General features: G+C 45.8%; 13 protein-coding genes, 1 tRNA gene and 1 riboswitch. Of the genes, 2 read left to right on the top strand and 12 right to left on the bottom strand.

Features of this window, described 5'->3' with window-relative positions:
- Positions 1-22 precede the first annotated feature (22 nt).
- The 6 genes from AC58UU_RS34595 to AC58UU_RS34570 form a co-directional block, all read right to left on the bottom strand.
- Positions 23-1096: an L-threonylcarbamoyladenylate synthase gene (locus tag AC58UU_RS34595; RefSeq protein WP_497322052.1), complete on the bottom strand. Its 1074-nt coding sequence runs from the start codon at positions 1094-1096 to the stop codon at positions 23-25.
- A gap of 56 nt (positions 1097-1152) precedes the next feature.
- Positions 1153-1911: a stage II sporulation protein R gene (gene spoIIR / locus AC58UU_RS34590; protein ID WP_497322051.1), complete on the bottom strand. Its 759-nt coding sequence runs from the start codon at positions 1909-1911 to the stop codon at positions 1153-1155.
- A 398-nt stretch (positions 1912-2309) separates the two neighbouring features.
- Entirely contained in the window at positions 2310-3194 is an 885-nt protein-coding gene (gene prmC, locus AC58UU_RS34585; RefSeq protein ID WP_497322050.1) for a peptide chain release factor N(5)-glutamine methyltransferase, read from the bottom strand.
- A complete protein-coding gene (gene prfA / locus AC58UU_RS34580) occupies positions 3194-4270 on the bottom strand; it encodes a peptide chain release factor 1 (RefSeq protein WP_047682215.1) in 1077 nt (358 codons plus the stop codon). The genes prmC and prfA overlap by 1 nt, the downstream gene beginning before the upstream one ends.
- Positions 4271-4304: 34 nt before the next feature.
- Entirely contained in the window at positions 4305-5405 is a 1101-nt protein-coding gene (gene ychF, locus AC58UU_RS34575) for a redox-regulated ATPase YchF (RefSeq protein ID WP_497322049.1), read from the bottom strand.
- A 78-nt stretch (positions 5406-5483) separates the two neighbouring features.
- Complete coding sequence (locus tag AC58UU_RS34570; protein WP_497322048.1) at positions 5484-6218, bottom strand: PilZ domain-containing protein; 735 nt, start codon at positions 6216-6218, stop codon at positions 5484-5486.
- 102 nt (positions 6219-6320) lie between these two features.
- Positions 6321-6408, bottom strand: a riboswitch (cyclic di-GMP riboswitch).
- Positions 6409-6686: 278 nt separating this feature from the next.
- On the opposite strand from AC58UU_RS34570, the gene tadA reads away from it, so the two are divergent.
- Positions 6687-7124 carry a tRNA adenosine(34) deaminase TadA gene (tadA, locus tag AC58UU_RS34565; RefSeq protein ID WP_497322086.1) on the top strand — a complete coding sequence of 146 codons (438 nt, stop codon included), beginning with the start codon at positions 6687-6689 and terminating at the stop codon, positions 7122-7124.
- A gap of 12 nt (positions 7125-7136) precedes the next feature.
- On the opposite strand, the gene AC58UU_RS34560 is transcribed toward tadA, so the two are convergent.
- Complete coding sequence (locus AC58UU_RS34560; protein WP_497322047.1) at positions 7137-7679, bottom strand: DUF1697 domain-containing protein; 543 nt, start codon at positions 7677-7679, stop codon at positions 7137-7139.
- Between the two features lie 51 nt (positions 7680-7730).
- Positions 7731-8228, bottom strand: a complete 498-nt coding sequence (locus AC58UU_RS34555; RefSeq protein WP_497322046.1) for a DUF1648 domain-containing protein — start codon at positions 8226-8228, stop codon at positions 7731-7733.
- A 153-nt stretch (positions 8229-8381) separates the two neighbouring features.
- Between AC58UU_RS34555 and AC58UU_RS34550 the strand changes: the two genes are divergently transcribed.
- A tRNA-Arg gene (locus AC58UU_RS34550) sits at positions 8382-8455 on the top strand.
- 51 nt (positions 8456-8506) lie between these two features.
- Here AC58UU_RS34550 and AC58UU_RS34545 read toward each other — a convergent pair.
- The 4 genes from AC58UU_RS34545 to AC58UU_RS34530 form a co-directional block, all read right to left on the bottom strand.
- Complete coding sequence (locus AC58UU_RS34545) at positions 8507-10852, bottom strand: helix-turn-helix domain-containing protein (RefSeq protein ID WP_497322045.1); 2346 nt, start codon at positions 10850-10852, stop codon at positions 8507-8509.
- An 83-nt stretch (positions 10853-10935) separates the two neighbouring features.
- Positions 10936-12462 carry an extracellular solute-binding protein gene (locus AC58UU_RS34540; RefSeq protein WP_497322044.1) on the bottom strand — a complete coding sequence of 509 codons (1527 nt, stop codon included), beginning with the start codon at positions 12460-12462 and terminating at the stop codon, positions 10936-10938.
- A gap of 35 nt (positions 12463-12497) precedes the next feature.
- Entirely contained in the window at positions 12498-13385 is an 888-nt protein-coding gene (locus tag AC58UU_RS34535; protein WP_497322043.1) for a carbohydrate ABC transporter permease, read from the bottom strand.
- Positions 13386-13407: 22 nt separating this feature from the next.
- Positions 13408-14370 (bottom strand): ABC transporter permease, encoded by a 963-nt coding sequence (locus AC58UU_RS34530; protein WP_497322042.1) that lies wholly within the window; start codon positions 14368-14370, stop codon positions 13408-13410.
- Positions 14371-14478 lie beyond the last annotated feature (108 nt).

Here is a 14478-nt window from a genome sequence, read left to right as displayed (position 1 = left end):
GACAAACAGGGAATCATGCTAGCTAAACACGTACAAGCCGATGACCGGCTGCCTTACGAAGTCGATTCATAATCGCAAGGCCAATCCCCTTTTCTGGACAGCCCTCTGCAGCAATATATTGAATGCCTTCTTGATCAAATTGCCTTAACGCAGCATAAAGATCCTGAGCGATTGTTTCCGGTTGCGATAATGATCCGCAGGCTATAACCACATCAGCTTCGTAACGAGAAGCTCTCTCCTCAAAAGTAAGAATACCCGTTGACTCGCCACGTGCTTTGGCTGCATCAATATCGTTTTGGATCCATTCAGCAACAGATTCTGTATCTTCACCCTGAACGATATGCATAAATCCTTTTGGTGCGTAATGTGTATACTTCATCCCAGGAGCACGCGGTGTTTCGGAATCTTGTACCTCTTCCCGCTCTGGCTCATGAATCCGAATAGCAGGCAGTGCCGATTGCAGCTGCTCCGCCGTAACACCGCCAGGACGCAAAATGTATAGCTCACCGCCTACAAGCTCGATCACAGTCGACTCGACACCAACCCCAGTTGCACCACCATCCACAATCCCGCCAATCCGACCATCTAAATCATCTCTGACATGAGATGCGAGTGTTGGACTAGGTCTGCCTGAGCTATTGGCACTCGGCGCGGCTATGGGTAGTCCCGCTTCACGAAGAAGCTGCAAAGCCACGGGATGATCCGGAATTCGCACACCTACAGTCTTAAGACCAGCGGTTACTAACGGCGAAATGCCACCTGTTTTCACAGGCAGCACAATGGTAAGAGGACCCGGCCAGAAAACCTCCATAAGCTGGCGATGATCCGCTGTTACACGATCAGATTGAATTAAACTTGAGAGCTGTTCGACATCAGCAATGTGAACAATCAGCGGGTTATCTGAAGGCCGACCTTTCGCAGAGAAAATCCTTTCGACAGCTGCCGTATTCGTAGCGTCTGCCCCTAGACCATATACAGTCTCTGTAGGAAAGGCTACTGTTTCACCACTTCGGAGAAGCAGGGCAGCTTCAGCTAAAAACCCACCTATCTCGTTCCCATTACCCTGATCCACTTTCCAGTATTTTGTCACGATCATCTATCATCCTAACTTCAAAATAAAATTCTGATCCTAAATGGTAATGGTGACTTTTCTTAGCTGAACCACGATACGATCTTCTTCACCATTTCCCAGATAAAAAACTTAACTTGTGGCTGCTTTGCATCAACGGATTCCGTTTTTTCTTCAACTTGTGCATCCTTAACGTCTTTAGCGACAGGCTTAGACTTGTCGGGTTTAACCGTTGGAGCAGCTTTACTGTTTTTCGTTCCAGGTGAAGGAGAGGATTGCACCTTACCATCACCCTCTGTTTTCGCTACAACAGCAGCCGATGCTACTGCTTCACCGGACAAAGAATCCACGAAACATAATGGCGGAAACAACACACACCACCAGTTCTGACCTTCCCCCGTTCCAATCGTCACGCGCAGCGCTTCATATTCTCCCGCTGGGTACACTTCATTTCCGTACATTTTTGTTGGAAAAGGAACTTTACCGAGCTCAACTGTATGTGAATAGCTATAGCCACGTGCTTCAATCATTTGTCCTACAAGGATATCAAACTCGGGCAAATGGGCTATTACCACGGCTCTAGCATCTTCCAGCGTTTGCGGCCCAACAACCCATTCCTGCATACGAGCAATAATAGCATCACGAATCTCGCGTTTCAACGCTTGGTCCTGCGCCGAATCCGAGTTTGCTAGAATACGTAAGCGAATAGATTCTTCCGGTATCGTAGGCGAAATAACCGCCGCATTTGAACGATTCGATTCCCAACAAGTTATCATAACAATAAGTGCAAAAGCTACTAATAATAAAGATTTATAAGAATGACGATTAGATCTCTTCACCATGAGGAAAAGCCCCTTTCCCTTCGCTTCTACTAGCCAGTATGGGCAATAAGAGGAGGAGCTAAACCTAGTAATCTATTTAAATTTGTGAAAAATGATAGAGTTGGGTGGGATGGATCGTTGGTGGCGGAAGTGGTGGCATTCAGGCTGAAGAGGATGGGTTTAGCGGTGAAAAACACTTTACTAGAACCGATTACCTCGGAAATAGCCTGGTGACCCAAACACCCTCGAAACAACCATTGAGCTTGGCTGTAAGAATGAAAAATATCGCTAAGTGACTCCTATGCTCATATAAGCAGCTTTAGCGATGAAAAACACTCTTAGCAGACCCAAATTCCTCCGAAACAACCTTCGGTGCCTTCCAAAAATATCGGGTTCGTTCCCAACGCTACGAACGCCCTCTAATCTCGCGATCGGATCGCGATCACATGGCGATCAATGCCCTGGAGATCCGGTACGAATCGGATCTCGTCCCAGTCAGCGGCGGCGCGCAGCATCGCCGCCACAGCCTCCGCCTGCCGAATGCCCACCTCGAATCCGACCACGGTCGGGATTCGCGGCAGCTGCGGCAGCTGCGAGATCATCCGGCGGTACAGGTCGAGTCCAAGGGCGCCGCCAAACAAAGCCGTGTGCGGCTCAAACAGCCGCACCTCCGGCATTAGCGCCGCCAAGTCGCCATCAGGGATATACGGTGGGTTAGACACCAGTATATCGGGCGCGATCCGGCGCTGAATATAGGGCTCGAGAAGATCACCCTCGAGCCACTCCACCCGCGCAGCCACGCCGTGGCGCTGCGCATTCACGCGAGCCATCTCCAGCGCTGCCGCGGAGATGTCGCTGGCCGCTACGCGCCACGCAGGGCGCGCGTGTGCCACAGTCACCGGGATCGCTCCGCTACCGGTGCCCACATCCGCAAGCAGCGGAGCGCCTTGCGGGAACAGACGCGAGCCATCGTGGAGCAAAGCTTCCACGAGCAGCTCCGTCTCCGGCCGCGGAATCAGCACGGCCGGGCTAACCGCAAAAGGAAGGCCGAAGAAATCCTGCTCGCCGATAATATACTGCACCGGCTCACCAGCGGCCTTCCGCTCTACTAGCTGACGCCAAGTTTCCGCCAGCTCCATAGGAAACTGTTCCGGAAAACGGAACAGCAGCTCCGTCCGACTGCAGCCCAGCAAGTGCTGCAGCAGCAATTCCACACAAGAAGAAGCCTCGGCCACACCGAGCTTCCCTAAAAAAGAAGAAGCCTCAACAAAGGCTTCTCTTAAACTCTTAGCAGTAGTCGACATCACATTGCCTGCTCCCCGTTATCCAAAGCATCGGACTGCGCTGCAATCGTTAGCGCTGAAACGATCTCTGCCATGTCACCATTAAGCACAGTTTCTAAACGATGCAAAGTCAAACCAATACGATGATCGGTTATCCGGCTTTGCGGGAAGTTATACGTACGAATACGTTCGGAACGGTCACCCGTACCAACTTTGCTTTTACGCTCGCCCGCGTATTTTGCTTCCTCTTCCTCACGCATCTTATCGGAAATACGTGTACGAAGCACGCGTAGCGCTGACTCTTTATTCGAGTTCTGCGATTTACCATCCTGACATGTCGCTACGATTCCCGTAGGTACGTGCGTCACACGCACAGCGGATTTCGTCGTATTAACCGACTGACCGCCCGCTCCACTGGAACAGAATGTATCAACGCGAATATCCGCATCATGGATGACAATCTCAACATCTTCCGCTTCCGGCATAACCACTACCGTCGACGTTGAGGTATGGATACGTCCACCTGATTCCGTTACAGGAATTCGTTGTACACGGTGCGCCCCACTCTCATACTTCAACTTACTATAAGCGCCTTTACCGGTGATCATGAAAATAATCTCTTTAAACCCGCCCAAATCGTTCACAGAAGCATCGAGAATCTCCGTTCTCCATCCTTGCGCGTCCGCATAGCGCGTATACATGCGATACAAATCGCCCGCGAACAAAGCAGCTTCGTCGCCGCCTGCCGCACCGCGAATTTCGACGATTACGTTCTTATCATCATTAGGGTCTTTAGGCATCATGAGCATTCTAAGTTGTTCTTCCAACTTGGCAGATTGCTCGCTAAGCTCATCGATCTCCATTTTGACCATTTCACGCATTTCATCGTCCAGCTTTTCGTTTTGCATCACTTTGGCATCGGCCAGCTGTTCGCTCACACTCTTATATTCGTTATAAGCATCATATGCTTCTTGAAGATCAGATTGCTCTTTAGAGTATTCTCTAAGCTTCTTCGTGTCACTCGTTACATCCGGGTCACACAACAGTTCGCTTAATTTATCATAGCGGTCCACAATGGACTGAAGTCGATCCAACATATAGGATCACTCCTTTCTTTACTTTTTTTATGAATTACACATTAAATCTGAAATGCATGACGTCCCCGTCATTCACCACATACTCTTTACCTTCTAGACGCACTTGGCCTTTTTCTTTCGCACCATTCATCGACCCTGCAGCTGCCAAATCATTATAAGAGACGACTTCAGCACGAATAAAACCACGTTCGAAATCGGTATGAATAACACCAGCCGCTTGAGGAGCTTTCGTTCCCTTGCGGATTGTCCATGCTCTTACTTCCTGCACCCCAGCTGTGAAATACGTGTACAAGCCAAGCTTTCTATAAGCTGCTTTAATCAATCTATTCAAGCCGGACTCTTGAAGTCCCAACTCTTCGAGGAACATCGCTTTTTCTTCATCTTCCAACTCGGCGATTTCGGATTCAACCTTTGCACTGATCGACACCACTTCGTTGTTTTCGCTCTCAGCAAATTCTTTCACAATTTTCACAAAAGAATTTTCATCTGCTGTTGCTACTTCATCTTCACTCACGTTTGCCGCATAAAGCACGGGTTTCATGGTTAATAAATGAAGGTCGCGCACGAGAAGTTTCTCATCTTCGCTGAGATCCAGACTGCGTGCCGGTTTATCTGCATAAAGCGCTTCTTTAATACGCTCTAAACACTCCACTTCAGCAACAACTTTTTTGTCGCCGCCCTTGAGGTTTTTGCGCGAACGCTCAATCTTCTTCTCTACCGACTCTATATCTGCCAAAATTAATTCAAGATTAATCGTTTCGATATCGCCGATCGGATCCACTTTACCGGAAACGTGAGTAATATTATCATCTTCAAAACAACGAACAACATGCACAATGGCATCCACTTCACGAATGTGTGCCAAAAATTTATTTCCAAGCCCTTCGCCTTTGCTCGCGCCCTTTACCAAACCCGCAATATCAACGAATTCAAAGGCTGTCGGGACAATGCTCTTAGGCACAACGATCTCTACCAGCTTCTGCAATCTCTCGTCTGGTACTTCAACTACCCCAACATTCGGATCGATCGTACAAAACGGATAATTCGCAGATTCTGCCCCCGCCTGTGTAATTGCATTAAACAATGTCGATTTTCCTACGTTCGGTAGACCGACGATACCTGCTTTCAAAGCCATTGTAGTTACAACTCCTTAATTTTCGAAAATCATCCTTCTTATTATATAGCACTTGGAACTCAAAAAAAAGCCTGAAGGCTATTGATTCGCCGCAGACTTTTTTTCCGTTGCTTTTTTAAATTGTGCTTCCCGCTTCTGTACGAAGTAAGTTTCGATCTGATTCGTAAGGATAAAACCCCTTAGCGCATTGGTTTTTTCCTGCGGAATGTCGATATAACTAGCCCCATAATAGAAACCATTTTCAACCTTTTCTTTTCTTACAATTTCCATCGAACAAGTCATCGTAAAGCCCAAATCCAGCTCAATTTCGAGCTGTGAATGCTTTTGAACGATCTTATCAATCATAGAATTATCATTAATGGTAAATCCTAAGCCGTTGATGGATATATTTTTGATTGAAATACCAAGTGGGTTTTCAAAGTGATGTTTATTCCTTTTATTCATATCCTGAAGTCCGAATAAGAGACCTGTTTGTTTCACATCCACACGTGGGAATTCCCGTTTTTCTGCGAATTTCTTACGATTTTCAGGTGGATTAATGACAATGACGGAGCCGAATTCTTTGGCAACAACGGTTGTATTCATCACAAACAAGCCGGATTTGGTATAAACCGTCATTTTCGCTTTATCACCAAGTTGAAAGACATCGTATTCCGGTAATTCCACCTCAATAATGTCTCCGAGTGCATAGGTTAGTACGCCAGTGGCTACGAAATCGTCCTTTCCCAACACAGCCTTACTATCGATTAGTACATCAGCGTCATATCCCTCCTTGCTTCCGTAATATTTCATGACGTTATACCCGTTGGCCATTATAATTAACACCTCTCCCTTTACCCAAGTTATTCCCTATATAAAAATAAACTGCCCCTTATGTAGGAGCAGCCTATTACCTTAATCAATAAAGCTTCGATTTTCGGTAACCAGGCTGCCATAGTTCCAAAGGAACCGTAGACCCTTAGCTTTGCGTCCTTGCTTTTCAACAAGTTTGCCATTTTCGAACCTTGCTATTTATTTCTACCTATCACGTTCTATATGGTCTAAAAGACCTACTAATATCTATCATTATACCTAGCACAGTTGCTATTATCAACAAAATTCCTTGCATAGCTGGTCATTTTGTTGTATGTAATGTAGAAAGATTAAATATCCACAGCTTTTTAAGTTATCCACAAACCTATCCACAGGTTGTTAACAACGGAATGAATGTTCGATTGTTATGCACATGTGGATAAAAATATATTAGCGAGGTGTCCCCCTGTGGATGAACATATCCCCTGGATGAAAGAAGCGATTCAAGAGGCTCTCAAAGCCGAATCCATCCGAGAAGTACCGATTGGAGCGGTCGTTGTCCATCAAGGTCAAATCATCGGCCGCGGCTACAATTTGCGTGAAACAACCCTAGATCCTCTCGCTCATGCCGAAATGATCGCCATCAAACAAGCGAGCGAGCATCTGCAAGCCTGGCGACTTTTGGATTGCCAGCTCTACGTCACCCTAGAGCCTTGCCCGATGTGTGCGGGCGCGATTGTCCAATCACGGATTCCGCAGGTCATCTACGGCACCATTGATCCGAAGGCCGGCTGTGCCGGAACGCTCATGAATTTGCTGCAGGAGGACCGGTTCAATCACCGTGTCGATGTCGTTAGCGGCGTCTTGCAAGAAGAGTGTTCGACGATGTTGACCCAATTTTTCCGTAAATTACGCGGTAAAGCTTAGAAGTTCCTGCATCTAATTCTGCATCGCCGCTGCCAACTCAGCCAGTTTGTTCATCGTATTCCAATTGCGTGTTGTCGCCGTATCTCCAAGCTTCTGGATATTGCTCGCAAGTTTCGAATCCAGAACGCTTTGACGAAAAAGGAAATAAATCTCGCGCCCATTGATCTGGAATTCATCCACATCGCTTATTCCTTTGGACAAGACGTCAGAGGTTTGCTGTGGAGGATATTCCGATAGCACAGAAATTTGTATCGTTTCGCCTTCTAATAACGCATCCACTTCATATGGACAAGTCGCAAGAATCTGTGCCAGCTCCTCTATCGTACGCAAAATGACGGAAGGTGAAACGCCTACAGCTTTGCTGATCTCCTGCTCGATACGCTGGCGCAGCGGTTCCACCGCCTCCTCCGACATGAACAAGACATTGCCGCTTTGCAAATACGTTTGCGCCTTAGCAAGTCCCGCCGCTTCTAGTGTCTTTTTCAAATCCTCCATCTTGATTTTGTTCTTTCCTCCTACGTTAATACCACGCAGAAAACCAATGTAAACTTTCATTTCAGCATCCTCTTCCTTTGATCAAATTATGAGGTATTCTTTGAATTAGATTTACTTCAGTTTGATGGATCGAATGAAAAAGAAAATAACCGTACCCAGAATTAAAAGCAATACAATGCTAAATATCCACATATTTAAAGCAACACTATTTCCCCTTGCAATTTGGATAAGAGTCCATTCGACATACCCAAACAACACAACGATCAGCATCTTTAAACAGTTCATGAATAAGCGTGCATTACCATATTGCCAGGTGGCATTTTCATTCGTAATTTTGTAAGGATAATTAAAAGTATGGGGATATTTGCTTAAGACAGTTAAACCTATATATAGGATCAAGGTTATCACTGGCAGTAGAAAAAGACTGAATTTGCTTCCCCAACCGTCCTCTTTTCCTTGACCGTTAAAATGTATCGGTATTCTTTCTGGTATCAGGGTCCAGACATAGGCTAAATATGCGAAAGTACACAAAATGATTAGGATGGATACTCCATCTAGAATTTTTTCTGTTATTGTTTTTGAAATTATGAATACAGGTCGTTTTTCCAAAATGACACTTCCTCTCTATTCAAATTAAAGGAAATTAAGGTTAATCCCTAACCTATTCTTCATTTCAAATGAACATTCCTTGTCCCGAAGAAAAACCACCCTACTCAAAAGGTTGCGCCACGAAAGCCTTCGTGCTATCATAATTCTTGCCATGCGCCCGTAGCTCAGCAGGATAGAGCAACAGTTTCCTAAACTGTAGGCCGGATGTTCGAATCATCTCGGGCGCGTATACGAAACACCAAAAAGAGCCACCTCAAACAGGTGACTCTTTTTTTATGCTATTTTACTTTATCTCTATACTGACCCGGTGTCATATCCTCATACTTTCGGAACAGTCGAATAAAATACGAAGGTTGATAACCGATTTGCTCTGCAATCTCGTTTACCTTCAAATCCGTACCGACAAGCAGCTTCTTTGCCTTGTCCATGCGCAGCGAAATCAAGTAATCGATAAAGTTCATGCCATTGATTTGCTTGAAAGCTTTACTCAGCGCATAGGATGTTGTATTGAATGCATCCGCACATTCCTCCAAGGAGATATCGCTGCTCATAAACCGCTCATGTATCCGATCCGTTACGCGTTCAACCAGTCGCTTCATATTAATGTCTTGATATTCATTAAGCCTGTCGATATAAGGTGAAATCACCTTCTGTTGGAAGAAACGTACCATCTGTTCCGGTTCCCGAAGCTGAGTCAACTGCTCATATAAGTTGTATCCTTCGAATAAATGATGCGGATTAAAGCCCGTTTCGAGCATCGTATGCAGCATACTACCCAGTACCTGCATCACACCCTCCTGCAGCGACTTTTCCTTGTTCGACTGGCGAACCAGTTCCTGAACAAAGCTCTCGATCAGACTTAGCGACTGCTCGCTTTGTCCCATACGGATCGCCTGCATGAGCTCCTTTTCCAAAGCAAACGGATAGTGCAAATCCTCATTGGGATTTGGTAGCATTTCCTCCAAATCAAGCACTTGATGATCTGCTTTTAGATCGCGATATCGGATAGCACTCCGTAAAAACGACAATAGCTGCGGCAGGTCATGCACTTGAGAAGTTAATCGCCCCATGCCAACGGCTGTTTGCATCTTAAGCAGTGCGCTAATCGTATGCCCCAAATCGTCGGCCAGCAAATAGAGCTCATCTTTGGCCTGCTGTTTCGTTCTATCCATGGGATAGGAGAGAAGAATACCCACTGTCATATCCTGAAAGTTGATAATCTCAGCAGATTGATTTCGCGTCCGAACCATCTCTTGAGCAATATTCGCTGCTGCAAAGGTGACTAACTGCTCCTCACTCTCTAGAAATCTGCCATCCTCTTTCGCAAAACCGGTAATCTGCACCAGCAGCAGAGCGAACCACTGTGATTCCGTCTGCCAACCGAAGCCTTCCATTCGCCCTCTCAACTCAGACTCGCTTAAAGAGTAGAAGTGACCTTGAACCAACTGTAAAAGGAACGCCGTTCTAAGCGCAGGGTACGCCTGATCCAGCTTCGATTCCAGCGCCCTGCTCTCTTGACTTAAATGCTTCCACTCTCTCTCGATAAACGCTAGTTCATCCTCTTGGCCTTCTTGTGTTGTTTTGTAATCTTTGATGACATTCACCAGCCGCATAATCGGTTGATAAATTCGCTTAGAGGCCACCCAAGACAGCAGCACGGCCATAAGAAGCCCTAGTCCTCCAATACTGAGCATGCTCCTCGACATAAACTCCACAGGCGCCGTCAGCTGCGATAACGAGGTCGCTGTTACATACTTCCACAGAGTACCTGAACGGGAAAATTGACCATAAGCGATAGAGTAAGACTGTCCTTTGCGATCCAGTATGTATGAGCCGGATTCCTCCGTCCTGCCCATGACACTTTCATGAATCGCTGCTTCTAGTTGCGCGTGTTCCTCATTAACGGTCCTCTGGGAGACTATAATATGTCCATCCTTGGCCATCAGGAAGGAAGCGCCGTTGTTATCTGTGGTCATTTCCTCGACCATCTGAACCAGTTGTTCTTTATTTAAATACAAAATTAGCGCACCGTAAGGCTCTCCGACAATAGGAAGCTTTTGGATTAAGGCAACCGAATTAGCATCCGGCTTCGCATTTACTTTTGGCAGTGAATCCCACCAAAATACGCCTCTCTTTTGATCCATTAATGTGTGAAAGGTAGTCCGCTCCTGCTCATTTTGAATGGGAACAATACCCTCGCTATCCGAAATAATAATTGGCTCTTGCCGATCCAAATAGAGCTGTGCCTGATCAATTAACGGGTAGGCCCCCTTCATTAAACCCAGAAAACGGTATAAATTTTGCGTCGCGTTGTAATCATAGATTAAATTCATGTTCCCAAGGCGTGCATCCATTCTACTATCCAGCGACCACTGTGTAGCAGCCAGTTCTAACTGGGCCAAACTATCGTTCATGCGGTCCATCGTTTTCTTTAGAAGGGCATCATGATTTCGCATAATTTCCTTCTCGATATGGGCACGTCCTGTAATATAAGAGGTGTATCCGATGATCGCTGTAGGCAAGCTGGTAATACACAGCACCAAGATCAAGCTTCTACGATAAAAATTGCCCCTACCCGAACGCTGCATCCACCAATACCAACGTTGCCTCCACCGAAACCACATAGCCAATCCCTCTCTATCAAATACCGAAATCCCCCTCGACTGCGCAAAAAAATTTGGCGTCGGGGGGGACGGTACTTATTTATTTATTTAGCACTATTTCGTTTCTGGTAAGCGTCATTCAATTCTTGCGTGATCTTCACCATGTCTGGATCTGATTTCAATTTGGTTACATAAGCGTCCCATGCGCTCAGCGGTTCTTTACCCATGATAACCTTGGTTTTCATGTCTTGAATTTTCTTTCTAAGCTCCGTACCCACCTTCTGGTTCGTATCGGAGTTTAGACCCAGAGAAGGATCGCCTACGCTGATTTTGGCTTTCTCGTCAATGATCTTCTTGTTACGCTCAAGGTAGTCATTCGGCATACCTGTACGGTAAGCACGCAGATATTGATCGTATTTCAAGAAAATCTGACCCAAAGCCTGTTGGGCTACGATATCTTTCTTAGCTTGCTCGGTTGGTGTCTTGAAACCATCCTTCTCTGTGTAGTGAACATCCTTCAAGCCAAAGCTAGCCAAATCATAACCTTCTTGTGTAGCACCGTAATCCATAAATTTCATCAGTTGTTTCACTTTAGCCTCAGGCACAGATTTCGGTATGGCATACATTCCGAAGAATCCGCTGTCTTTATTCGAGTATCCGTTCAGCGATACCAGTGGTATAAAGTCCGCTTTCGGGTTCGTTTTACGTAATTCTTCTGTAGGTTCCCAAGCTGCCTCGGCTGTATCCTGGAAGCCACCGCCACGGTTCGCCTTCAGTAAGTCCTTAGCCTGTGTATTTTTAAGTACAGCGATATCCTCAGGAATCAACTTCTCTTGGTAGGCACGGTTCATCCATGTAAGTGCATCCTTTATTTCAGGCAGCACATTCACATTGACCAGCTTGCCGTCTACCAATTTCCAATCGCCATTGACTTTTGTAAAGCTATTCTGAAGCTGGCCCATGTAGGACATACCATTCTGATCGACAAATCCTATATAGCCAATCGTATCATTTTTCCCGTTGCCATCAGGATCTTTCTCAACGAATGCTTTCAACACCGTATATAATTCATCCGTTGTCTTAGGAATTTCTAGTTTCAAGGTGTCTAGCCAGTCCTTACGCAAGTAAGGGAAGCCACCGCCATCTGTAGGACGAGCACGAGGAATACCGTAGGTTTTGCCATCAGCCTGTTTAGTGTTTTCCCAGGATGCTTTCGGATATTGCATCAAGTTAGGGTAATCCTTCAACATCGGCGTCAATTCCCAGAATGCACCTTGTGCTACCATACCGCGTACTTGTGCACTGAACGGGTCATCAAGCAAGATCAAATCAGGAATGTCCCCTGAGGCCAATGTTACATTGATTTTATCCGCATAGTTGTTAGGTGATACCCATGTAATTTTCAGCTTTGTGTTCGTTTTCTTCTCGATTTCCTTCACGATGACGTTGTCCGGTCCCGGAGGTTCTGGTGTGTAATACATCGTCATAATACTGATCTCGGTCGGCTTAGCTGAAGCTGCTGCTCCAGTACTGCTAGCAGGGGCATTCTCGTTGCTTCCGCAAGCTGCAAGGATCGAGGAAACCAGCAGGGTAGAAGCGACGGCGCCTATTGTTTTCTTTTTCATAATCATTATTGTATATCCTCCCCAAATTATCATCAATTGAACTATTCTTTAACAGAGCCAACCATGGCTCCTTTAGCAAAATGCTTCTGCAGGAAAGGATACACCAGCAGAATCGGGACGGTCGCAATGACCACCGCAGCCATCTTCAATGTTTCCGGCGGAATGCGCTGCTCCGACATCATCTCAGCCGCGGCCCCGCCTCCTGCTGCCGTTGAAGCATCAATCAACATATTTTGTAGTAACACTTGGAGCGGCTGTTTCGTAAAATCATTGATGTATAAGAGTGCTGTAAAGAAGGTGTTCCAGTAAGCTACCGCGTAAAACAACCCGAATGCAGCAAGCGAAGGCAACGACAGCGGTAAAATGATACGATACCAAACACTGATGTCATTACAACCATCGATTCTAGCTGACTCCTCCAGGCTGGCTGGAATACTGTCGAAAAAGCCCTTCATCAGCAAAACATACCAACCACTTGTTAGGACAGGCAAGATAAGCGACCACGTGCTATTAATCAAGTGAAGGTCTCTCACTAACAAATACGGAGGAATAATACCTGGATTAAATAAGGTCGTAAGCAGGATTAGCAGCATGATTAGCTTGCGGCCCTGCAGTCTTTTGCGGGAAATCGCATAGGATAGACAGGAAGTGACCAATAAACTAATTGCTGTGCCGACTACGGCTAGAAATATACTGTTTCCTATCGCATGAAGGAAAGCATCCGTAGACATGAGGTATTTGTAGGAAGACAAGCTCCACTTGGATGGAAACAGCGTCAATTCACTTGATAAATAGCTGGACGGATCACTGAACGAAACGACAAAGACATAGTAAAGCGGAAAGAATGTTACGATACCCAGTATGCCAAGCAGAATGGCGTTCACTGCGTTAAACACGCGATCACTTTTGGTTGAAATGTTTGAAGACATCGAGGACTCCTCCTTCCTTCTCTTAATAAACGCCGTCTTCACCAAATTTCTTGGCGAGCTTGTTCGCTCCAATGACCATCAATAAACCAACGACCGATTTGAACAAACCAACAGCCGTACTGTAGCTGAATTGCCCCTGCTTCACGCCTAAACGATACACATAGGTATCGAAAACGTCCGCCACTTCGGAAACAGCCCCGTTCATCATCAAGAATACTTGTTCGAAGCCAACGTCCATAATATGACCGATCCGTAAAATTAATAAAATAATAATAACGGAGCGAATGCCTGGCAATGTAATGTGCCACATTTGACGGAACCTTCCGGCACCATCCATTTTGGCTGCTTCGTATAATTGAGGGTCAATACTCGCCATAGATGCTAGGAAAATGATCGTTCCCCAACCGGCATCCTTCCAAATGGACTGGGCCGTGAGCATACCCCAAAAAAAGCTTTTATTTGTTAAAAAATCGATTTTCTCAAAACCAAGACTGACCAGTATTTGGTTGATCACCCCATCCCCCGTCGAAAACAGCAGGAATGTAATGCCCACGATAATAACCCATGATAAAAAGTGAGGTAAATACACGATCGATTGAACGATTTTCTTATAAGCCATGTTACGTACTTCGTTCAACATTAAAGACAACATAATCGGTAGAGGAAAGAAGAGAACCAAGGACAAGATGTTGATCGCTAGCGTATTACGGAAGAGCATGAAAAAGTCAGGATTTGAAAAAAACCGTTGGAAATGCTCCAGCCCCACCCACGGGCTTCCCGACATGCCTTGGTAAGGTGAATAATTTTGGAATGAAATGATGATTCCCCACATAGGCACATATTTAAAAATAAGGAAGTAGAGCAGCCCAGGAAGTGCTAAAACGTATAAAAACTTGTCCCGAGCGATGCCTGACCAGACCTGTTTCAATCGACTCGCGCCCACTGTTTTTTTATTCAAGTTACTGGTTTCGTAATCGATTTCCATGTTGAATCCATGCCCCCTCCTCTATAGTGATGATTTATGCTAGACGGTGCTAGCGGTCTGCTAACAACTGCTTTCAATTTACAAGGCCCCCCCGTTTCCGGCAATCAT

Source organism: Paenibacillus sp. JT22N1, from assembly GCF_059692155.1.
Note: the sequence above shows the minus strand (reverse complement) of the source record. Positions and strands in the feature narration are given on the sequence as shown.

Coding starts and splice junctions, on each gene's coding strand:
- AC58UU_RS34595 (WP_497322052.1), bottom strand. CDS start 1,096: ATGATCGTGACAAAATACTGGAAAGTGGATCAGGGTAATGGGAACGAG.
- spoIIR (WP_497322051.1), bottom strand. CDS start 1,911: ATGGTGAAGAGATCTAATCGTCATTCTTATAAATCTTTATTATTAGTA.
- prmC (WP_497322050.1), bottom strand. CDS start 3,194: ATGTCGACTACTGCTAAGAGTTTAAGAGAAGCCTTTGTTGAGGCTTCT.
- prfA (WP_047682215.1), bottom strand. CDS start 4,270: ATGTTGGATCGACTTCAGTCCATTGTGGACCGCTATGATAAATTAAGC.
- ychF (WP_497322049.1), bottom strand. CDS start 5,405: ATGGCTTTGAAAGCAGGTATCGTCGGTCTACCGAACGTAGGAAAATCG.
- AC58UU_RS34570 (WP_497322048.1), bottom strand. CDS start 6,218: ATGGCCAACGGGTATAACGTCATGAAATATTACGGAAGCAAGGAGGGA.
- tadA (WP_497322086.1), top strand. CDS start 6,687: ATGAAAGAAGCGATTCAAGAGGCTCTCAAAGCCGAATCCATCCGAGAA.
- AC58UU_RS34560 (WP_497322047.1), bottom strand. CDS start 7,679: ATGAAAGTTTACATTGGTTTTCTGCGTGGTATTAACGTAGGAGGAAAG.
- AC58UU_RS34545 (WP_497322045.1), bottom strand. CDS start 10,852: ATGTGGTTTCGGTGGAGGCAACGTTGGTATTGGTGGATGCAGCGTTCG.
- AC58UU_RS34540 (WP_497322044.1), bottom strand. CDS start 12,462: ATGATTATGAAAAAGAAAACAATAGGCGCCGTCGCTTCTACCCTGCTG.
- AC58UU_RS34535 (WP_497322043.1), bottom strand. CDS start 13,385: ATGTCTTCAAACATTTCAACCAAAAGTGATCGCGTGTTTAACGCAGTG.
- AC58UU_RS34530 (WP_497322042.1), bottom strand. CDS start 14,370: ATGGAAATCGATTACGAAACCAGTAACTTGAATAAAAAAACAGTGGGC.